Genomic DNA, 21,302 nt, shown 5'->3' on the forward strand with positions numbered 1-21,302 from the left:
AATTAATAGGGGGAAACAATAATGAAATTAGGAAAATTAGCATTAATTGGGGCGTTAACATTTAGCGGGTTTACTGCAATAGAAATGAGTAAGCCTACCTCACAAGTTGCTGCAGCTTACTCAGATCCATTTAATGATGATTGGGGATTTAAAACCATTGTGGATCTGGAAAGTTCCGTGGAAAGTACATATCAACCTGATTGGAAGATTGGGAATTTAATAACTGGTGATACATTTTACTTAACACAGCACTTTGGTAGAGAACATTTTGGTGCGCAAATGAAAATTTTTAAAGTCCACACAAATGGTTCCCTAGAACGATTCCAAACAATAGAACCAGAATTTCTTCCTGGAACAGAAATTTGGCAAACTCCTATCACAGATAGCTATACAAGTGGTACTTATGTAGCTGCAATTAAATATCGTGGTGAATTCACGTATTCAAATCAATTTACAATCAATTAAGGATGTAATTAATTAGAAACAGGCACTCAAAAGAGGGCTTTTATTATTTCTCAATAACTGAAATTATTTAACGTGGTAAAATAATAATTGGATTGGCATCCAATACCATATTACAATACAATGGTTCAAATCGCAAAAAGGCACCTTAGGGTGTCTTTTTTTTGTGTTATTGTTTCAATTATAAAGTGCTTAAATTCAAAAAAAGACATCAAATAAAACTTAATATAATAATCCTAATAAATCGATAATCTCAATAACTTTCTTATCTTCTATTCTACAATAAAGCCTTGTACCCTTGCGCTCGCTAATTACAATATTACCTATAGTTAGTTTGCGTAAGTGTTGTAAAATCATAGGTTCCGAAATATGCGTCGCAGCACTCAACTGAGAAACTGTTAAAGTCCCTCTTACAACCAATTCACGTACAATTAATAAACGACTTAAACTACCTAATAACTCTAAGATTTCAGCACCACTTACATAATAATTAGAATCCATGTTGAAATCGCCAGACATACTATTCATCTCCCTAATATCAATACGAATATTGAGTATTTTAACATGAAAATGAGAATTAACCTCCTAATATTTTCTATAAAAATGTAAAAATTTCAATTTTTGTGGTTTAAGTGAGAGGAAGGCACCTTAAAGTGGCATTTTTTAGTGGACAAAACAATATAAATTGTATTATAAAAATAAAAGGATAAAAAGAAAGGTAAGTGAATATAATAATTAATTTTGAACCATTTAACCCAACTATAAATGACATAGCGATCAAACTTGCTATAATAATATTTATACCATTATTCTTAGCGTTGATTGTCAAAGTGGTACTTATGCAATTTATGAAAGAATCGATTGCTGGCAGATTAGCTAGTCTATCTTTATTATTTTTTATGTACTATGTATTTAAATTTATTACAGAGTAAAAAGGCACTTAAAGACGTCCTTTCTTTATTTTCAAAAGGACCTGCTCAATTTATGCGTAAAACCATAAAGTAAATTGAATCCATTAAAATACATGAGTGACCTTGAATTTCCCCTCCTACTCAAAGGAGAGATTAAAATGGGATTTGGTGGTAGTTGCGGTAGTTGTGGCGGCGGCGGTTTCGCTGGAGGCTTTGCTTTATTAGTTGTATTATTTATTTTATTAATCATCGTTGGAGCTTCTTGCTTCTGCTAAAAAACTATTGGAAAAGACACTCTTATATGGGTGCTTTTCTTTATGCGTTAAAAAGCCCACCTATTTCCGTAGGTGGGCTTTATCTTTATTACACAATACCGAAGTATACTCTCTTTTTCTCGTAAACTTAATGCAATTATTCATATTCGATAAAATTACACCAAATAAATATTACATGTAGTAAAATATAACTTGTGGACACGTTCTATAAAGCAGATTTTCCGATTAGAAGGCGTAACACATCTCAACCATATAGATGTGGCGTTGCTTTAATCTAGCCAAACAAACGATCTCGATTCTCTTGTATTTGTACACTAACAATCTGGTAAAAATAAATGATTCTGTTTTATAGGACGTGTTTACTTAATGTCCAATACATATTATTAAAATTAAGATGGGTCAAGTCGGAGGAAGGTACCTTAGGGTGTCTTTTCTTTTGTACATTAAAAAACTCACCATCCTAAAGAAATGGCGAGATCCTTATATATTATTTAATATCTTGTTTTCTCTAATACTTTTCTTCTTGATTAAACATCTATTGCGTCATAAGCAAATATGTACTCTAGATTAACCAATAGCTGCCTTATACGTTATATAGGCTAAAATAACTGAAAGGTTCACTCTGATAAAATCCAAATGAATACAAATATTCCTGTAACTGCCGCACCTCCAAAAAATCCTAACAACATTTTCCCATAAGTACCAGTAACAACTTCTTTTAAATCTGCTTTTGCCTTTTTCTTGTCTTCTCCTGTTGAAAAGAGATAACTAATAAAATGGACGAATAATGAAACTAGTGCCGCGATTATTTCTATCATTACTTATGTACCCCCTACTATATATATGTACTATTAATTTCCTTTTACGTTTTAAGCTAAGATATCTGAAATCATACCGATAATAAATATATCCCCCCGATTAAAAGTGCCGCAGCAACGATTAATATTATTACTCCATCCGGACTATTAACAATTTCTTTTATATGATTTTTTGCTATTTGCTTAGTTTCTCCACTTGAAAAGAGATAAACAATGGAATGGAAAATTAGTAAGAAAAATGCCGTAATTACCTCTAACATGGCTTATGTACCTCCCTAATATATGTGCGCTATTAATTAACCATTAATTGCCTTATACATTATATCAACTAGGGTACATGGAAGTATAACAAATTATTTATATAACTTATTTTATTAATAGATATATTAAAAAAAGACACCGAATAATTCCTTAGCGTACGAAATTCGCGAAATGTTGGTGCTACCCCATCGCTATCAAGCTAAGAAAATACAACTACCCCCAGAACAAGATTTTGTGCTAATTTGTAATAAAAAATTACTTCTCTAAGGCTAGTGATTTATAAGAATTTAGCTCATTATTTCGTTTTATGTAACTACGAATTTCTTACCTTGATGGCAATAGGAGATTTTAGTGAGAAAAAATATAAAAAGATTTCATCTGGTATGATGAAATCTTTTTATATTTTTCTTCTAATTTATTTATTAAAATTAGAATTTTTATTACTATAGAAACCTAATATAATAACAAATGGAGCTAATAGAATACTTAACCAGTGATTTAATTTATACGGTAAATTCATATCAAAAATAATGGTAGCAATCATAACAATTAGAGTTAATATAGCTAAAAGATAAGTAATTATTTTCATTAGTAATCATCCTTGTATATTAAAGTGATTATATAAAATCATTAGTATTTACATTAATATGTTTTTTTATTGAAATTGATTAGTCCCCCTGCGAATAATACAATAAAACTAATCAATACAATTAATATACTTTTTGTAGAAATAAATAATAGCCCTGTTTCACTACCTGAAGGTAACATAGCTAAAAGGGGTTGACTCCATGGATAAATTGGACCAAATCGTTCAGACTGACTAATTATCATACCAGGTATCGTTAGACCAACACATACTACCATTGGAGCAGCAAAGCTTGACCATATTGCGGAAAGCCACATTTGAAGTGCTATTAAAGGTAATGTTGTAAATATTCCACCTATTAAAGATTTGAATATATATGTTGTAGGAAAAGGGCCTGTTATCCCGCAAATAGAACCTACTATAATTATTTCTAAAAGGAATAAAAGTTGAGTAATAATTATAAAAAATAGCACAAAAATAGCTTTAGTACAGTAAAGTTGATAACGTTTTATAGGCTGAACTAGTAATTGCTTCCACCCACCATGTAAATGATCGTGACGGCAGATAAAAGCAGTAAAAATGCCAGTTAATAATGGGAGAAAGATCATAGCGTGTATTATTGAAGCAAATGAATAAATAATTTCCCAATTATTTAAAGATGCTAATGTATCACTCACTTTTAGGTAAGTTAACATCCCTGTTAAAAGGGGACTTATAAATAATAGTAGCCAGATTTTTGTCTTTTTAATCTTATGGAATTCAGCCAAAAATAATCTTAAATTTAGCATTATTTATCCACATCCCTTCTTACAAAATCAAATGTTGCTATCAAAATTAGTAAAACCCCAACTGTAGCCCCTAACAGTGTAGTTGTATTTGATTTACTTGCAAGTAAGGGTAATTTCCATATAATCCAATCTGGCAAGGATTCTGAGAATAGTGCTAATACTGTACCTAAAACCCCCACTATTAATGTGATTCCTTGATTTTTATAAACAATGGATAACCATAATTGTAATGCTAAAACTGGTAAGGCAGAAAAGTAAGGGAAAAAACTAATTTTTATTACTTTTGACCATGGAATAGAATATCCAAAATCTAATCCTATACCTAAAAAAATACTCCCTATAAAGAGAATGGAGCAAGATATAAATAATAAAATAAAACTTAATATAAATTTAGCTATAAATATTTTTCTTTTTTCTATTGGTAGTATTAAAAGGTGTTTCCAAGAAGTAGAGCTGTGTTCTAAATGGGCTATTATAGAAGTAATAATTGTAATCCCTAGTAGTATTGCTGGAAGGGAAAGAGACTGAACATTTGAAAGTAGCCCTCCCCACAAATCATTTTTATATTTTTCTATCAAGTAATCGTATCTTAAACTGAAATTTATTGCTTGAAGTACAATAACACCTATTGGGGCTATCATTATTAAAAACCAAACCCACTTACGCTTTAATTTAAGAAATTCAGATGCTAAGAGGGATTTGTACATCGTTTTGTTCCTCCTTTACGATGTTTAGGAAAATATCTTCAAGTGAATTTTTTTCTTCTTCAATACGGAATACAGATATATCATTTGCTACTAAAGCTTTCACAATCTTAGCTATAGCTGTATTATCAGTATTAGATATAACAATTTTATCCTCCTCCATCACTGACGGTATACCACTAGCAAGAATGATTTTCCATGCTTCCTTAGGTTTGTTAACTAAAATCTTAATTGAATTATGTGAATGTTGTCGTAAAACTTCAATTTTATCCTGGAAAATGAGCCGTCCCTTTGAAATAATCCCAACATATGTAGCCATCTGGTCTATTTCACTTAATAAATGACTTGATACTAGTATAGTAATGCCCCTTTCCTTAGCAAGGCTCTTTATTAATTCACGCATTTCATGTATCCCTTGGGGATCAAGTCCATTTGTCGGTTCATCTAAAATTAATAATCTAGGATCACCAAGTAATGCAATGGCAAGGCCAAGACGTTGTTTCATGCCTAAAGAGTATTCTTTAACTTTTTGGTGTGCTGCATTCTGCAGTCCGACAGTTTTTAAAACAGCATGTAGTTTTTCTTTTGGTATATTTCTTAAAAGTCTATAAACTTCTAAATTTTCAATTGCGTTGAGATGTGCATAATAAGAAGGATTTTCCACTAGTGCTCCAACATCAGATAAAATAGATAAACGATTTTCATTTAAATCTTTACCGAAAATTGTAATATTGCCTTCAGTCGCTTTAATTAAGCCTAATAACATTCTAATGCTAGTTGTCTTTCCAGCACCATTGGGTCCTAAAAATCCATAAATTTCACCTTCAGGAATTTTTAGATTTACACCACTAACCACACTACTTTTTTTATATTTTTTAGTTAGATTATTTGTTTCAACAATATATTTCATATAAACACCACCTTATATTTATTATATTTCACGAAGGTTAAATTAAATTAAATTTCTAAAGAGTTGAAAAAATGAGACATATTGTTTACCTAAATCATTAATTGCTCGAAAAATATTAATATTGAATTGAGAAAAAGACATTTTCAAATCCCTCCTTCTTCTTTCTTCTTTCTTCTTTCTTCTTTCTTCTTTCTCACTATAATAAAAAAAGAAAAAGGAAAACATCGAACTTTCTTACAAACATTCGTGCATTCTTACAGTTTTGTCATTTTTCTCGTCATTTTGTAAATGTGTTCATCGCCTTGCCTTTCGCTATTTTCTTTGGAAAACATGGTGAATTACGAGAAAGAGCGCTACAAGATCAACTTCAAAGAAGTAGTGCACTAAATCTCTTAATTAATACAATTAGTGTGTGGAATACTGTTTATTTAAGTGAAACAATAAAAGCTTTGAAGAAAAAAGAACAATTTGATGAAGAATTATTAAAATATATTTCCCCATTAGAATGGGAACACATTAACTTTCTGGAAGAATACTGATTTAGCAAAAGAGAAATTGCACCATTAGACTCTCTACGACCACTACAGACAACTTAACAGTAAGAAGCCGATTATCTCTTAGCGTACAGGAAATCGGCTTTTTCTTTATGAAATTTTGCTTAGTGTACGAAATTTTCGTTTTGTTGGTGCTACTGCACCGCTATTAAGCTAAGGTTTTACACTACCCATAAAGCAAAAAAGGCGTTATCCTTTCTGTAGAATCATAAGAAAGGATGGCGTTTGTTTATGAATCTTTCGATTCTTGATGAACTTCAACCGATTGCTGAAGAATTACAACGACATATGTCTTCTCATGTTCTAGAACACTTAGCCAAAGAAAAAGGATTCGTTCAGCGAAAGAGTAAATATCAAGCACAGGAGTTAGTTGCTTTATGTGTATGGCTTAGTCAACAGGTCGCAAGTACATCACTCACGCAATTATGTAGCTGTCTTGAAGTATCTACAGGTGTTCTTATAAGTCCTGAAGGACTTAACCAACGATTTAATGCTTCCGCAGTACAATTTCTTGAACAAGTTCTAGCTAACCTTCTAACCCAAAGAATTCATTCAACACAAGAAATAATTCATCAATATACCACGATCTTTAAGCACATTCGAATTCTAGATTCTACAACATTTCAGCTTCCAGATAAGTTTTCTTCACATTATCAAGGTTCAGGTGGAAGTAGCCATACGGCAGGAGTCAAAATTCAATTGGAGTATGACTTATTGAGTGGAAAGTTCCTGTACGTTTATGTAGGAGAAGGAAGAGAGAATGATAAAACCTTTGGTTCAACAAGCCTAAAAACCATTCAACCAAAAGACTTGTATATAAGAGATTTAGGCTATTTTGACTTACATGACTTACAGAAGATTCATGATAAAGGCGCTTACTATGTTTCACGTTTGAAATTAAATTCTCGAATCTATTGTAAGAATGATGAGCCAGAGTATTTTCAAAATGGGACCGTGAAGAAAGGAACACTCTATATTCAATTAGATATGGAAGAACTCATGAATCAATTGCTCCCTGGTCAAACATTGGAAATTTCAGAAGCATACATTGGACAGTATCAAAAATTACCAGCTCGTGTTATTATTCATCGATTAACAAAGGAACAAACAGAGAAAAGGTTGAAGGAACAAGCAAAAAAAGAAAAAAAGAAAGGTATTACCTACAAAGAACGAAGTAAACGGTTGAGTGGAATCAACGTGTATATTACGAATCTTTCTGTAGAAAATGTTCCAACGGAGCATATCCATGATTTGTATTCATTACGCTGGCAAATTGAAATTTTGTTCAAAACATGGAAATCTTTCTTTCAAATTCACAAGTGCAAAGAAATCAAGAAAGAACGCTTAGAATGTCATTTATATGGTCAACTCATTAGCATTTTACTCTGTTCATCGACGATGTTCAAAATGCGTCAGTTACTCTTAGATAAGAAAAAGAAAGAGTTAAGTGAGTACAAATCCATTTATATGATAAAGAATTATTATCTATTGTTTTACCATGGATTAAAAAAGGACATCCAAGAATTATTAAAAGTTTTTCTGCGTTTATTTTATCTTTTAGAGAAAAACGGACGGAAATCTCACCGTTACGAAAAGAAAACAGTCTTTGATATCCTAGGCGTTATGTATGATTGTACGTTGTCACAGAGTTTCAAAGTTGCATAATATTTTTCAAAACACCTATTTGGTAGGCTTATTTGTTATGCACATTTTTAGTGTAATCGTAGAAATCCCCAAAAAAACACTCACATATACCCTTTTGGTACCCTTAGCTTGATAGCGATGGGGTGGTACCCCAAAAAGTATTAATCAATTAATTGAGCATTCTCGCTTAGAAGAAGGAAATATCTCTTAGATATGTTTAAGCAAACAGATAAAGAAAGTATGTAAGTTACTATTGAACATTGGAAAGATGAAGAAGCAATTGCAATTCATAATGATAGCGATCACTTCCAATCATTTGCGGCTACTATTAATGATTTTGCGGTAACACCAATGGATTTTAAAAAGTATCAAGCTTAAGTTAATAATAAAAAAGCCCTTAGACATATCTAAGGGCTTTTTTAATTAATTTTAGGATGTTATTTCTACAACATAAACATTAAATTTAACTATCTGTAATTACTAACTAATAATTCAGGGAATAAATAATGTAATACATGCATAGTTAAACGTCTAGATTTTCCTTTATACGGATATATATGCATGTACATTGATGGATTAAAGTTTGCCTCAATAATTCCATAAGCATTTTTATTTGCTGCAGGAACTTCTGTATTTTCAATAATCAAATCTATACCACTAATTTTAGCTCCAAGTGCAGATACCGCATCTACAGCTATTTTCTTATAATCATCGGGAATTTGATCTGTCACATCAATAGAGTCTCCACCTGTACTGATATTAGAATTTTCTCGCAGGAATACAATTTCGCCACTTGTTGGAATTGAATCTTTTCGATACCCTTGAGCTTTAAGCATTAAGACCTCTAATTCACCTAATTGTATAATTTCTAAAGGTGTCCTATGGTCCATTCCTCTTAATGAATCCAAGTTTTTTTGAAGGACCAATTCTTCAATCGTATGTGTACCGTCCCCTACAACATTAGCAGGAATTCGTAATAAAACAGCATGAACTTTGTCATCTAGCACAAAAAATCGATATTCTGTTCCATAAATAAATTCTTCTATTAATACGGATGAGTCTTCTTTAAATGCTAATGTGAGTGCTTTTTGATAGTCTTCGTAAATTGCTCCGGCTTCTTTAAAGATAGATATTCCTAATCCATAATTTGTTGTTTTTGGTTTTACAACAAAAGGCTTTCTTGCAAATAAATCATAGGAACATAAGGCTTTTTCTATATCATTAAATTCCTCACCTATTGGTACACGAAATCCATGCTGTTGAATAATTTTCTTTGTTACTGTTTTATTTTCCATAATTAAAGGTGAAATATAACTATCTTTACTAGTCATATTCCCATTTTTCACATATTCAACATGATTTCCTAGCTTTAGTATTAAAAATTGATCTTGTCGATCTAAAACGTCTAGTTGTATTCCTTGTTGAATAGCATCAAACATTAAAATTTGTGTAGATAACTCCATGTCAGTAAATCCTGATAATTGATACGGTTTATCCCATAATTTTTTATAATTTTCTTTAGCAATACGGGTAGCTACTTGACTTTGACTACTTTTTATAATCTCTTTATAAAATTTTCCAGCTAAAGTCTTACTTGGATTTGTTAGCATTTCTCTCAAGTTAACAAATAAGGTATTCGAAACCGTTATGTCTAACAGCCCTGTTAAATGTTCCATCTCATCAACAATACGCTCAGCATCTGTTTTAAATTGCGTATGTTCTAAAGGATGTTCAAGAGCCACTAAATTATTTTGAAAATCACCGATTTTTACCCATTCATCATTATTATCGTCTTGGTCAATCCAGAGTAAATAGATGAGGAAAAGGTGTAGAAATTCTGCTTGTTCATGACTAATTCCATATGTTTCAAAAGGGTTTAAATCTAGGTTTCTTAATTCAATATAACGAATCCCTTGCTTATTTAAATCTGAGACTTGAGGGCCGCCCCTTAAACGGACAGATGCATAAAATTCTTTTTCTTCTAATAAAACCCCTTTACTCACCAGCGAAGAAAGATCAGATATATAGTTCTGTAAACTACTATAGGATACTTGAACATCGTTTTCATTGCTATAACCATATTTACTATTTCTAATGCTTCTTACGGCGCCATTTAAAGGATTTATTTCAAAGAAATTCTCTTCACTACTAGGAGAAGCACCGAAGAAATAAGTTATTAGCCATCGATAGTGTAAATAATTCCTTGTGACTTTCAGATAAATTTCTGTTTTAAATTGATGATAATCTTTTATTTCCGATTGTAATTCAAATAATACCTGAATTAAATCATCGCTAAATTCAAAATTGAAATGAATACCACTAATCATTTGTTTTCGTCGGCCATAAGAATTAGATAAATATCGGCGATATAAAACATTTTCATGATTATTAAGTTTCGCAATAATAATATCTTCTTCTTTTTCGGGCAACTGTGGTGGCATACTTAATGGCCAAAGCATTTCGTTATCACCCATAGAACGATAGGCAACATCATGGATAGCTGCTAAGTAATTAAATAAATCTTCTAGTGTCTCAGTAACTGGTGTGATTAATTCCATTTGTGTTTCCGAGAAATCTCGCTGAATATAAGGATGTTCATCTCTTACTGAAATACTATTGGGATGTTCCGTTTTAGCTAAACTTCCTGATAGGTCAACTCGTTGACTTTCTTTTTCAACTCCAAAACGTGCTTTTAATAAATATGGTTTAATACGGTCATTGTTTAACATTTTTTTCATTTCCATATAAACTGTCCCCCCATCAACTCAAATATTTGATATAGAAATAGCCAAAATTATAGCCATTATTTTTTTGAATTCAGCATTTGGATATTAATGGCCAAAGCATTTTATTCTTATCCACGGAAAGAGAAGGGATTTCGCGGATAGCCGCTAAGTAATTAATCATATCTTCTAATGTTTTAGAATTAAGCTGAATAAATTTCATCTGTACTTCTGCAAAATCTTGCTGAATATATGATCTGGTATCTCTTATCGAAACGGATTTAGACGTTTCAGTTGAACTTTCAACTAAGTCAACTTGTCGATTTTCCTTTTCAACCCCATAACGAGATTTTAATAAGGATGGTTTAACACGGTAATTAAATAACATTTTTAAAATCCACATGAACTCTTCCCTCAAATTTAATTATTTTTACAAACGATACAATATTACAAAATATAACAATCAAAAGTACCCACATCTCTACATGCGGATACTTTTGTTACTATATTTTGCTGTAAACTTAAATACTTCATATGACATTGGAAGCGGGTATTGTTTTAACCATAATTTGTTGTAAATAAGAATCATCTTAAATACTTCATATGGAAAGAGAAATGCTCATTTAAGAAAGTGGCAATAAAGAAGTAGCTATGATCATAGCCCTCCATTTTTTTATAAGTTACCATTTGACTATTTTTTGGAGCATTCTCTAAGAAAATATGCTCTTCCAATTGTTTTGGATAAAACTCGTCTTGACTACCTTGCATAATAAGAATAGGTGGAATAGTATCTTCTTTAATTAATTCTGAAGCATCCCATTGTTTCCAAGAATCTTTGTCTTCACCTAAATAAGAGGTGAAAGCATTTATTCCCCATGGAACTTGACTAGGGGTTAAGATCGGAGAAAAAGCAGAAACCGCTTTGAATCTCTTAGCATTTTTCAAACCAATCGCTAAAGCCCCGTGTCCTCCCATTGAATGTCCCATTATGCTTTCTTCACCTGAAAAATTAGGTACTATAGTCGAAGCAATGGATGTTAATTCATCTACTATATATGAATACATTTTATAATTCTGTGCCCAAGGCTCCTGGGTAGCATTTATATAAAAACCTGCCCCTTGTCCAAGATCCCATGCTGCAACATCTGAAACGTATTCTCCACGTGGTGAAGTATCTGGCATGATCACTGCAACTTGATGCTTTTCAGCCAAACGTTGAAATCCACTTTTTTGACTAAAATTATCATCTGTACAAGTTAAACCAGATAACCACCATATAAGTGGGATTTTTTTCTTTTCTTTATTTGATGGTAAGTAGATACTAAATTTCATATCACATTGCAAGACTTTTGAATAATGGCTATACTTACGTTGCTCTCCTTCGAAAGAACGATGTTGTTCAATACATTTAAGACTCATTATCTCACTCTCCATAAGTTAAAATCGTACGAATGGATTCACCTTTGTGTAGTAAGTCAAATGCCTCATTGATGTTTTTAAATTCTAAATGATGAGTAATAAATGAATCTAAATCAATTTCACCCTTCATATAATCTTCGACCATTTCTGGAAGCTCAGATCTTCCTTTAACTCCACCAAAGGCTGATCCACGCCATACTCGACCCGTTACTAATTGGAATGGACGAGTATGAATCTCTTTACCAGCACCGGCTACACCGATAATAATACTTTCGCCCCAACCTTTATGACATGCTTCAAGAGCGGACTTCATTACTTCAACATTACCAATACATTCGAAACTATAATCCACGCCTCCATCTGTCATTTCGACTAAAACTTCTTGAATTGGGCGATCATAATCTGCAGGATTCACAAAATCAGTTGCTCCCATTTTTTGTGCTAATTCCTGTTTTTTGGGATTTAAATCAACGGCAATAATTTGACTTGCTTTCGCTTGTGCTAATCCTTGAATAACAGCCAATCCAATCGCTCCTAAACCAAATACAGCTGTCACAGCTCCTTCTTCAACTTTCGCGGTATTGTGTACAGCACCGATACCTGTAGTCACACCACACCCTAATAAGGCAACTTTATCTAACGGAGCGTTTTCGTCGATTTTCGCTAAGTTAATTTCATTAACAATTGTATATTCACTGAATGTACTAGTTCCCATGTAATGATAAAGTGGCTCTCCATTATAAGAGAAGCGAGTTGTTCCATCAGGCATCAAACCTTTACCTTGTGTTTCTCGTACAGCACTACATAGGTTTGTTTTACCAGAACGACAGAATTTACATTCTCCACATTCAGGTGTATATAGTGGAATAACATGATCACCAGGTTTTACTGAAGTAACTTCATCACCTACCGAAACGACAACACCGGCACCTTCATGACCAAGTACAGCAGGAAATACTCCTTCCGGGTCGTCACCTGATAATGTAAAAGCATCTGTATGACAGACAGAAGTATATAGTATTTTAACTAATACCTCTTTTGCTTTTGGCTCTTCTACATCGATTTCTACGATTTGAAGTGGTTCTCCTGGCTTAAATGCAACAGCAGCTCTACTTTTCAACTGAATCCCTACTTTCTTTTTTTATTGTTTACACCACTAAGATTACACTTTATAATTTCCATTACAATACTGACAAATTTGTCACTATAAACATTTTTTTGCGAGAGGAAGGTCAAAAATTATGGTTATTCATTATAAGGACAAGGAATTTTTCACTGGAAAAGATTTAGCTTTATCTGTGATAGGAGGGCGTTGGAAAATAGCAATTATATGGTGTTTGTTACAGCGTTCACCTTTAAGATTAAGTGAAATACAAAAAAAGCTTCCTGATGTGAATCAACGTATGTTAATCAGACAATTAAGAGAGTTAGAAGAAGATAAAATAATTACTAGATGTGTATATCCTATAGTACCTCCAAAGGTTGAGTATGAACTTAGTGAAATAGGTCGTCGACTAGAAAACGTAGTAACTACTATCTGTGATTGGGGAGATGAGTTTAATGAATTTGTAGAAATGGACGCTAATAAAGTACCGGTTGAATAAAACTTAATGCAATTTTAAGTAGTTCTATAAAAGTTACGGGGACAATGTATAAAAGTATGTGCATGAATAGTTCAAAAAAGCCACGAAACGCTGGTATGAAGGCGTTTCGTGGCTTTTAAATATTACCAAGCTTATTCATAAAATTTATCGCGCATTATCGTATGTCAATAAATTCATTCTCTAAGCTATATTAGGTTGTACTGTCAGCAAATCAAAAAAATACGTTAAGTATATTTCAATATAAAAATGCTGGCGATACCTTCTATTAAAAAAGACGATTCTTAATACCAAAGAATCGTCTTTTCGTTTTCAATTTTGCTTATCGTACGAAATTCGCGTTTTGTTGGTGCTACCCCATCGCTATCAAGCTAAGAGTATATTAGGAAATTTTCAGGGAAGTTTTTTTAATTTTTATAGGGGATTATTGTAGATTATTTAAAAATTCGCATACGAAATAAACACTAATCAACATTATACGTGACTATTTCAAAAACATGTTAGATCTTAATTCTATAAGATTTCTTTCTACACTTTTATTATTCAACAATAAAAAAACAAAGTGCATATTCATGAAAATTCTCAAATCTTATCTATTATGGTGAAACCTTTTCAAATATATTCTCCCTTATTAATCCGTATTTTCTTGTTTCACCTGTTGATAATTTTCCCATGTATCTACATCCCAAAACATTTTCTCACTTTTAGACAACAATGAAATTCCACTTATCGCAGGTTTCGTAAAAATTGCACGCGCCCCTTCATCCCCTTTCAATTCTTGAAAAAACGGAAACACTTTCTTTGTAAATAAAACAGGCGGTTGTCTGATCCCTCTATAACATGCTGCTACAAAGTGAATGCTTTCATTTTGCTCACAGCAATTTATCATCTTATTGATAAATTCCGTTTTCACAAATGGTTGATCAGCCAGAAGGACAACTACCCCGTCTACATTCATTCGTTTCGCCTTCTCAACACCGCATTGAAGAGAGTATGACTGTCCTCTATTAGCATTTGGGCAAGAAAGAATGTGCACATTTCCACGGCACATTCCCCCTGACATCCAAGCAGATTCATTCGTAACAACAATAATATGTGAGAGCCTTGAAGAAACTGCTGCTTGTAACGCTAAGTTTCCAAGTGGTTTCCCTTGTAATGGAAGGTACAGCTTATGTATCCCCGGTCCCATTCTCCGACTGTTTCCAGCAGCTAAATATATTCCAGCAATCTTTATTTTACTTCCCCCTTAACACTTGAATGATTTCAGCTATTATACTAATCGCAATTTCCGTTGGACCTTTCGCTCCAATTGTAAGTCCCACCGGAGAATGAAGATGTTTTGGTATTGTTTTTCCTTCTAATAGACGAGCAGTGCGATGGCGTGGACCTAAAATACCCATATAGCGGACACATTGTTCACATAAAAGCTCAATCAATTGTTGATCGCGCTGAAAATGGTGAGTCATAATCACAACAAAATCTTCTTCTCGTAATAGAAGTCGCGGTACAATCTCTTTTGGAAACCCAATCATACAAATATCTGCACTCGGAAAACGTGAAATATTACATAACGATTCACGCCAATCACAAACTGTTACGAAAAAGTTTACTTCTTTTGCAAATCGAACGAGTGGCTTTACGTCCTCTCCTGCTCCAAAAATAAAAAGACGTGGCTTTGGCGTAAAATGTTGATAATACCATTGATCATGTAAACCCTGTAAAGAAAGATGTAAAAATGGAAAATCCCCATTCCCAAACGTATCACCATGCTCACATATAAATAAAGTTTGTAACAAAGAAAGGTTTTTTATCATCCGGACAGAGCTACCGTTCTTGAGATAAGTATATAGTGTTTGTAAAAAATCTTTGTACTCATCATCTATATGTTCAACTAATATATGAACGATACCGTTGCATCCCATTCCCCAAGATAAATCATCTTCTACTTTCGTATTAAACTGATGAACAGCCCAAGTTTTATTCTCTATTACTTCTGCTGCATAAAAAGAAACCTCTTCTTCTAAACAGCCTGCACTTAACATTCCAATTTTTGTCCCATCTTCACAAAAAAGCATGATTGTTCCTTCTTTACAATATGCGGAGCCTTCCACATGAATAATCGTTGCTAAGGCACATCGTTGTTCACAAGATAGTAATACTTCTAGTACAGTATGAACAGAAGTCATAATTGATTCTCTCGTTGCTTTTGTAAAACAGATTTCACAGCTTCTTCAATCTCTTGGTAACTCGTGCACCGGCAAATATTAGAACTTAACCATTCTTCAATAACTGAATCATCCACATCCATTTTTTGTGTAACGAGCGCATGACAATTTATGATAAATCCTGCCGTACAATACCCACACTGAAAAGCCCATTTATCTTCAAAAGCTTGTTGAATAGGCGTTTCTCGTAAACCTTCAATAGTTATAATCCGCTTTCCAATCGCTTCAACAGCTAACATAATACAAGACTTAATTGGTATCCCATCAACAAGAACTGTACAAGCACCACAATCACCGTTTTCACATCCCGGCTTGGCTCCTGTTAGATTGAGTTGATGTCGCAATGTATATAATAGTGTATCCGCCATTCTGACAATCACTTCTCTGTCTTCCCCATTCACTTGAAGAATAAACTGACCCTTTCCCATTATTCTCTCACCTCTTCAAGCTTTATCAGTACATCGTATAGCACATGTTTCAAAACAAAAATACGATAAGCACGTGAGCCTCGTATATCATCCAATATAAGCGCAGGAATATGTAAAAGAGCGCGTTCAATTCTCTCCTCTACCGGAATATCCCAATCGTTTAATACTGTTTCCATCGTGAATGATCGAAATGGAAATGCGCATAATCCGCTATATGCTATTTGAATGCTATCATCAATTTTCAGCGCGGCAACTGTTACAAGTGGGTAATCAATTTTCTCTAATTGTCTTTTTTTCACACTATAATAAGGTAATCCTACATATTTTTGATCTGTTATAATTTGTATAAGAAACTCACCTTTTTGCAATTGTAATTTCTCAATAAATGCTTGCTGGGCTGGGATATGCTTTACGCCTTCTCTTCCTGCAATAACAAATGTACTATCAGCTAATAGAAAAGGGAGCACCGCTTCCCTATATATAATTTTCCCTGTAATGTTTCCGCCAAGTGTAATTTTATTTCTTGCTGTATGATCTGCTGCTCTTCCAGCAGTCTCTCCAAGAAGAGGAAATACTTTTGCATCTTGAACTTCCGTTAATGTTAATGCAGCTCCAAGGATAAGTTTATGGTCATTCCATGCGCAAACATTACATTCAGGAATATCTTTTAAATCAATCACCGCTTTCGTAATGATTTGCTGTAAGCGACCCATCGTAATAATTTCAGTGCCACCCCCATAATAAAGGGGACTTTTCCCCTCTTCATCCAGTTGATGAAATAACCGAATTGCTTCTTTAATAGAACGCGGACGATAATATTCAAAGTCAAATGGTATCATACAAACCATTCTCCTTCGCTTGTTTTACTTTCCAAATCAATTCAGGAGTGAGTGGTAATTGACGAAGTGAAATAGTAGCTGCAATTGATAAAGCATTTGCTAAAGCAGCTGGCATACCGATAATTCCATGCTCACCAAGTCCTCTTGAACCAAATGCTGATTGGTCATGCGGTACTTCCACAAATTCAACGATGTATTTGGGCTGTTGACCATAATGCATCACCTTATAAGAACGAAACTGACAATTAAGAACCCTTCCATACGAGTCGTAATGAAACGTTTCTCTCGTCGCAAAACTTAATCCCATACTCATAGCTCCTATAATTTGTGTTTCTGCTCCTTTTCTATTTAAAACCTTTCCTGCATCTGCAACTGTTACTGCTTTAATTAATTTATACGTATATGCCTGTGGATCAAATTCAACTTCGATTGCTTGTGCTCCCACTCCCCATTCCGGTCCTGGTTGCCCTTTTCCTGTTTCATAGTCAATCTTTGTAATCCCTTCAAAGACATAAGTACCTCTTCCGATTATCTGTGGCCCAGCTACATTCCCATTCGAATCAACATATCCAAAAACAATCTTTGAAAATGGCACGTAAATATCTGGATTTGTTTTCACATATACAGTTTTGTTCGCGATTGTTAGCTCATGCGCTGGTGTTCCAAGTAAATTAGCAGCCGTATCTAGTAACTGCTTCCTTACATCTTCAGTCGCTTTTACAACTGCATTTCCAACAAGATGCGTCGTTCGACTAGCAGCTGTTTTCCAATGTTTCGGCGTGATTTGTGTATTGACTTCCATCCTGACAGATACATCTTTAACACTCATATTCATTTTTTCCGCAACCATTTGTGTCAAAATTGTTTTCGTTCCTTGCCCAATTTCAATAGCACCACAATTAATATTTATACTCCCATCACTATTAAAGGTTAAAGTCGCACCTGCTCCGGCATTATTTGGTGTGGTCGAATTTTTCCAAAAGCAACTAATTCCTTTTGCTCGTATCTTTCCATTTGGTAAAATAATTCGATTGCCCTCTTCCCAACTAACAAGTGACTTTAACTTTTGTAGGCATGCCTTAATATCCCCTGTATTGCTTTTAGTGACTGCTACTTGAGTTGGTGTTGTATCTCCTAATTCAATTGCATTTTTTACACGAAACTCAAACGGACACATGTCTACTTTATTTGCCAATATATCTATCATTCTTTCAATTACAAATGTATATTCAGCATGACCAAACCCTCGAAACGATGTCGCATATGGATGATTCGTGTACATACAGAGTGAATCACACGATACATGCTTAATTGAGTACGGACCTGTACAATCTAATCCAGCTGCCTTACTAATTGTCACCGCTCGATCAGCATAAGCACCGCCATCAAATAAATACAATATCTCTGCTGCTTGCAATTTTCCATTCTTTGTACATCCAAGCTTTACTTTTGCTTGTAAGCCAATATGAACAGGGGATGTTATAAAATCTTCTTCTCTACTATTTCGAATGATAACGCGCCTTCCACCGACCGCTTTTGAAGCAAGATAAGCTAAATACTCAAGCTGTACTGCTGTCTTTCCACCATACGCTCCTCCAACTAAAAGAACATGCACAATTATTTTTTCCTCATCAATTTGAAACGCTTTACTAAGCAATCTTTTAATCTCAAAAGGAGCTTGCGAAGTAGAATGAACAATAATCTCTCCATCTGGCTTTATTTCTACCTTCGCACATCGCGTTTCCATTGCCGCATGATCAGATTGCCTGAAGGAGAATGTTTCCTCTGCAACAACATCACTATTTACAAATCCTTCTCGAATATCACCCTTACGAATTTTCGTTCTATTTGCAATGTTTGTATGTGCTTCTGGATATACTTCTTCTGCCAATTCATATTGTTCTACATTTTCATGTACGAGTACATCTCTTTTTAAATAGGCTTGCAGCGGGGCATGGACCACAGGGAGTTTCTTATATGTAACACGTATTTGCGTTACTGCTTGTTTAGCAATCTCTTCACTATCCGCTACAACAAGTGCAATAGGTTCACCAAAATACCGTACTTTTTCGTAGGCTAACGGGGGTCGATCCACAATACTGGAACCCACAAGAATAGGGTAGTCTGCTCCTGTTACCACAGCATGAACACCAGGTATTTTCTTAGCTTTCCTTATATCAATATTTTCAATAAAAGCATGAGCGTATACACTCGTTAACAGCTTTGCATATAACGTGCCCACCTCTATCTCATCATTCACATACTTCGCTCTTCCCGTTACCTTATCAGCACTTTCTTTTCGCTTGACGCTTTTTCCAATGATGTGATACCGTTTCATTCCATGCCCCCTTCCTTATACTCTTTTACCAACCTATTCGCAGTACAATCCATTTAGTACGAAACTCTATATAGGGGGCCACATCGCTATCAAGCTAACAGAACAAGTTGCCCCAAAAACGATAAAAATGAACTTTGTAGCTATAAAAAACACAAAATTTTCGTTTAAGAGGAACTTCAAGATCTTAACTTGATAGGCATGTGGCGAGCCCCCTATCATTTTACTATTCCTTAATATAAGATTTTTTTGTTTTTACAAATAATACTCAAACATTTTTGCAACCTTTTCTTTTATTTTTTCTTTTATAGATAATTGATTGACGTCAGAAGATGTTACTCTATTTGAATTTTGTAAGTCTGCATTAATGACTGGCTTTATTTTCGGGTTCTGGTGCAAAAACTTTGAAGTATATGAAAAATGTCTATCAAACTTGGACATACTGATACTAGTACTCTAAAAAAGGATGTGATTGGTATGGAAAAGCAAAATCTATTCAAGTGGAAACATTATCAGCCTGAACTGATCTTATTAACAATAAGATGGTACCTGCGGTACAATTTGAGCTTTCGCAACCTGGTGGAAATGATGGAAGAACGAGGATTATCAATCGCTCACACAACAATTATGCGCTGGGTTCATCAATATGGACCTCAATTAGAAGAGAAAGTACGCTATCATCTTAAATCAACAAATGACTCATGGAGGGTCGATGAAACCTATATCAAAGTAAAGGGTCAATGGATGTATTTATATCGTGCTGTAGATTCCGAAGGGAACACCATTGATTTTTATCTAAGTAAATCAAGAGATAAACAAGCAGCCAAGCGCTTTTTCAAGAAAGCCTTGGCTTTTTCGTACGTGTCTAAACCTCGTGTGATAACAGTAGATAAGAACCCTGCCTACCCTGTAGCGATTCAAGAGTTAAAAGAAGAGAAACATATGCTTGAAGGCATACAACTAAGGCAAGTTAGATATCTCAATAATATAGTAGAACAAGATCATCGTTTTATTAAGAAACGCGTGCGTTCTATGTTGGGATTCAAGTCATTTAAAACGGCAACTTCCATATTGAGAGGTGTTGAAGCCATGCATATGATGAAAAAAGGACAAACCTCTCAAGGGGGGAAGTCTGTCCAAAATCAGGTGAACCTCATTCATCAACTATTCGGTATTCCAGCATAAAAGTGGATTCCGTTAGGAATTTCTTCACTTCTTTATATCTTCAAAAAATGTTTGCACCAGAACCCAAAAGGGTCAACTTTTAGACATATAAACAAGACATTTATTTTCGTTAGTTATGTTCGTTTGTTTTGTTGGACCTTAAATCGAATTGCAACTACATTCTTCGTATTTAATAAGTATTAATTTAGAAAACCCATAAACAAAAAAAGAGTGCTGCGAAGAAGCACACTCATTCAAAGGACTTTACTAATCTCGACGATTATCACGCTCACAGTCATGATGATGGTTACGTCTGCGACGGCATTCATCACAATCGCAGTCACGGTCGCGTCTACAACGACGGTCATCACAATCTCTATGTCTGCGTCTGCAGAACATTAAATCATCCCAAAATCTATTACAATCTCTGCAATGTCTGAAATTACAATTACATCCCATAAATATGATTACCTCCTCTTAACAATAGAATTCCTCATATTCTATGATTAAAAGTTAAAAACAGCTTGTTTATTAGTCTACTTTCTGCATTTTAAAGTAATAATATTATTATCTAATCTTCAAATTGCAAGTCTATTTCACCCCTTATCATCCCTTAACAACAAACAAGACGCCACCAGGATAACGGCAGCGCCTA

General features: G+C 33.9%; 23 protein-coding genes and 3 pseudogenes. 8 read left to right on the plus strand and 18 right to left on the minus strand.

The window, feature by feature from the left end; all coding sequences use genetic code 11:
• Nucleotides 1–21: 21 nt before the first annotated feature.
• On the plus strand, nucleotides 22–465 hold the full coding sequence (locus NSQ08_RS27585) for a DUF5065 family protein (protein WP_340780425.1): 444 nt from the start codon (nucleotides 22–24) through the stop codon (nucleotides 463–465).
• Nucleotides 466–684: 219 nt separating this feature from the next.
• On the opposite strand, the gene NSQ08_RS27590 is transcribed toward NSQ08_RS27585, so the two are convergent.
• Nucleotides 685–981 carry an ArsR/SmtB family transcription factor gene (locus tag NSQ08_RS27590; RefSeq protein WP_215599740.1) on the minus strand — a complete coding sequence of 99 codons (297 nt, stop codon included), beginning with the start codon at nucleotides 979–981 and terminating at the stop codon, nucleotides 685–687.
• Nucleotides 982–1,184: 203 nt separating this feature from the next.
• On the opposite strand from NSQ08_RS27590, the gene NSQ08_RS27595 reads away from it, so the two are divergent.
• Both NSQ08_RS27595 and NSQ08_RS27600 read left to right on the plus strand, forming a co-directional pair.
• Nucleotides 1,185–1,394: a hypothetical protein gene (locus NSQ08_RS27595; RefSeq protein WP_236571839.1), complete on the plus strand. Its 210-nt coding sequence runs from the start codon at nucleotides 1,185–1,187 to the stop codon at nucleotides 1,392–1,394.
• 137 nt (nucleotides 1,395–1,531) lie between these two features.
• Entirely contained in the window at nucleotides 1,532–1,648 is a 117-nt protein-coding gene (locus NSQ08_RS27600; protein WP_002069235.1) for a YjcZ family sporulation protein, read from the plus strand.
• Nucleotides 1,649–2,265: 617 nt separating this feature from the next.
• Here NSQ08_RS27600 and NSQ08_RS27605 read toward each other — a convergent pair.
• From NSQ08_RS27605 to NSQ08_RS27630, 6 genes and pseudogenes are all read right to left on the minus strand, one after another.
• Entirely contained in the window at nucleotides 2,266–2,466 is a 201-nt protein-coding gene (locus NSQ08_RS27605; RefSeq protein ID WP_305456480.1) for a hypothetical protein, read from the minus strand.
• Between the two features lie 71 nt (nucleotides 2,467–2,537).
• Entirely contained in the window at nucleotides 2,538–2,726 is a 189-nt protein-coding gene (locus NSQ08_RS27610) for a hypothetical protein (protein ID WP_078178893.1), read from the minus strand.
• 643 nt (nucleotides 2,727–3,369) lie between these two features.
• Nucleotides 3,370–4,101 (minus strand): ABC transporter permease, encoded by a 732-nt coding sequence (locus NSQ08_RS27615; RefSeq protein WP_059037866.1) that lies wholly within the window; start codon nucleotides 4,099–4,101, stop codon nucleotides 3,370–3,372.
• Entirely contained in the window at nucleotides 4,101–4,808 is a 708-nt protein-coding gene (locus tag NSQ08_RS27620) for an ABC transporter permease (RefSeq protein ID WP_063225639.1), read from the minus strand. The genes NSQ08_RS27615 and NSQ08_RS27620 overlap by 1 nt, the downstream gene beginning before the upstream one ends.
• On the minus strand, nucleotides 4,783–5,715 hold the full coding sequence (locus NSQ08_RS27625) for an ABC transporter ATP-binding protein (RefSeq protein ID WP_113710345.1): 933 nt from the start codon (nucleotides 5,713–5,715) through the stop codon (nucleotides 4,783–4,785). The genes NSQ08_RS27620 and NSQ08_RS27625 overlap by 26 nt, the downstream gene beginning before the upstream one ends.
• Nucleotides 5,716–5,793: 78 nt before the next feature.
• Nucleotides 5,794–5,856, minus strand: a pseudogene (locus NSQ08_RS27630) (undecaprenyl-diphosphatase); the annotation flags it as partial.
• A 158-nt stretch (nucleotides 5,857–6,014) separates the two neighbouring features.
• Between NSQ08_RS27630 and NSQ08_RS27635 the strand changes: the two are divergent.
• The 3 genes and pseudogenes from NSQ08_RS27635 to NSQ08_RS29975 form a co-directional block, all read left to right on the plus strand.
• Nucleotides 6,015–6,254: pseudogene (locus tag NSQ08_RS27635) on the plus strand (Tn3 family transposase); the annotation flags it as partial.
• Between the two features lie 246 nt (nucleotides 6,255–6,500).
• Nucleotides 6,501–7,934 (plus strand): IS4 family transposase, encoded by a 1,434-nt coding sequence (locus tag NSQ08_RS27640; RefSeq protein ID WP_340780440.1) that lies wholly within the window; start codon nucleotides 6,501–6,503, stop codon nucleotides 7,932–7,934.
• A gap of 231 nt (nucleotides 7,935–8,165) precedes the next feature.
• A complete protein-coding gene (locus NSQ08_RS29975; RefSeq protein ID WP_367633635.1) occupies nucleotides 8,166–8,291 on the plus strand; it encodes a putative quinol monooxygenase in 126 nt (41 codons plus the stop codon).
• Between the two features lie 89 nt (nucleotides 8,292–8,380).
• On the opposite strand, the gene gshAB is transcribed toward NSQ08_RS29975, so the two are convergent.
• The 4 genes from gshAB to NSQ08_RS27660 form a co-directional block, all read right to left on the minus strand.
• A complete protein-coding gene (gshAB, locus tag NSQ08_RS27645) occupies nucleotides 8,381–10,657 on the minus strand; it encodes a bifunctional glutamate--cysteine ligase GshA/glutathione synthetase GshB (protein WP_340780441.1) in 2,277 nt (758 codons plus the stop codon).
• A gap of 73 nt (nucleotides 10,658–10,730) precedes the next feature.
• The gene (locus tag NSQ08_RS27650; protein WP_016119325.1) at nucleotides 10,731–11,039 is read right to left on the minus strand and encodes a hypothetical protein; all 309 of its coding nucleotides are present in this window, start codon (nucleotides 11,037–11,039) and stop codon (nucleotides 10,731–10,733) included.
• 182 nt (nucleotides 11,040–11,221) lie between these two features.
• Entirely contained in the window at nucleotides 11,222–12,055 is an 834-nt protein-coding gene (gene fghA / locus NSQ08_RS27655) for an S-formylglutathione hydrolase (RefSeq protein ID WP_016119326.1), read from the minus strand.
• Between the two features lie 4 nt (nucleotides 12,056–12,059).
• On the minus strand, nucleotides 12,060–13,175 hold the full coding sequence (locus NSQ08_RS27660) for an S-(hydroxymethyl)glutathione dehydrogenase/class III alcohol dehydrogenase (protein ID WP_340780442.1): 1,116 nt from the start codon (nucleotides 13,173–13,175) through the stop codon (nucleotides 12,060–12,062).
• Nucleotides 13,176–13,296: 121 nt separating this feature from the next.
• Between NSQ08_RS27660 and NSQ08_RS27665 the strand changes: the two genes are divergently transcribed.
• Nucleotides 13,297–13,659, plus strand: coding sequence for a winged helix-turn-helix transcriptional regulator (locus NSQ08_RS27665; protein ID WP_016119328.1), 363 nt, complete (start codon nucleotides 13,297–13,299; stop codon nucleotides 13,657–13,659).
• Between the two features lie 628 nt (nucleotides 13,660–14,287).
• On the opposite strand, the gene NSQ08_RS27670 is transcribed toward NSQ08_RS27665, so the two are convergent.
• From NSQ08_RS27670 to NSQ08_RS27695, 6 genes and pseudogenes are all read right to left on the minus strand, one after another.
• The gene (locus NSQ08_RS27670) at nucleotides 14,288–14,890 is read right to left on the minus strand and encodes a nucleotidyltransferase family protein (protein WP_137076646.1); all 603 of its coding nucleotides are present in this window, start codon (nucleotides 14,888–14,890) and stop codon (nucleotides 14,288–14,290) included.
• A gap of 1 nt (nucleotide 14,891) precedes the next feature.
• Complete coding sequence (locus tag NSQ08_RS27675) at nucleotides 14,892–15,842, minus strand: XdhC family protein (RefSeq protein ID WP_016119330.1); 951 nt, start codon at nucleotides 15,840–15,842, stop codon at nucleotides 14,892–14,894.
• On the minus strand, nucleotides 15,839–16,309 hold the full coding sequence (locus tag NSQ08_RS27680) for a (2Fe-2S)-binding protein (protein ID WP_016119331.1): 471 nt from the start codon (nucleotides 16,307–16,309) through the stop codon (nucleotides 15,839–15,841). Before NSQ08_RS27680 ends, NSQ08_RS27675 begins: the two co-directional genes overlap by 4 nt.
• Nucleotides 16,309–17,148 carry an FAD binding domain-containing protein gene (locus tag NSQ08_RS27685; RefSeq protein WP_016119332.1) on the minus strand — a complete coding sequence of 280 codons (840 nt, stop codon included), beginning with the start codon at nucleotides 17,146–17,148 and terminating at the stop codon, nucleotides 16,309–16,311. The genes NSQ08_RS27680 and NSQ08_RS27685 overlap by 1 nt, the downstream gene beginning before the upstream one ends.
• The gene (locus NSQ08_RS27690) at nucleotides 17,135–19,486 is read right to left on the minus strand and encodes a xanthine dehydrogenase family protein molybdopterin-binding subunit (protein ID WP_340780444.1); all 2,352 of its coding nucleotides are present in this window, start codon (nucleotides 19,484–19,486) and stop codon (nucleotides 17,135–17,137) included. Before NSQ08_RS27690 ends, NSQ08_RS27685 begins: the two co-directional genes overlap by 14 nt.
• A gap of 252 nt (nucleotides 19,487–19,738) precedes the next feature.
• Nucleotides 19,739–19,867: pseudogene (locus NSQ08_RS27695) on the minus strand (cardiolipin synthase); the annotation flags it as partial.
• Between the two features lie 93 nt (nucleotides 19,868–19,960).
• Here NSQ08_RS27695 and NSQ08_RS27700 point away from each other — a divergent pair.
• Nucleotides 19,961–20,668: an IS6 family transposase gene (locus tag NSQ08_RS27700; RefSeq protein WP_340780445.1), complete on the plus strand. Its 708-nt coding sequence runs from the start codon at nucleotides 19,961–19,963 to the stop codon at nucleotides 20,666–20,668.
• 246 nt (nucleotides 20,669–20,914) lie between these two features.
• Here NSQ08_RS27700 and NSQ08_RS27705 read toward each other — a convergent pair whose 3' ends face one another.
• Complete coding sequence (locus NSQ08_RS27705; protein WP_078177533.1) at nucleotides 20,915–21,106, minus strand: hypothetical protein; 192 nt, start codon at nucleotides 21,104–21,106, stop codon at nucleotides 20,915–20,917.
• Nucleotides 21,107–21,302 lie beyond the last annotated feature (196 nt).

It is taken from the genome of Bacillus sp. FSL E2-8887 (genome assembly GCF_038007205.1).
Lineage (GTDB): Bacteria > Bacillota > Bacilli > Bacillales > Bacillaceae_G > Bacillus_A > Bacillus_A mycoides.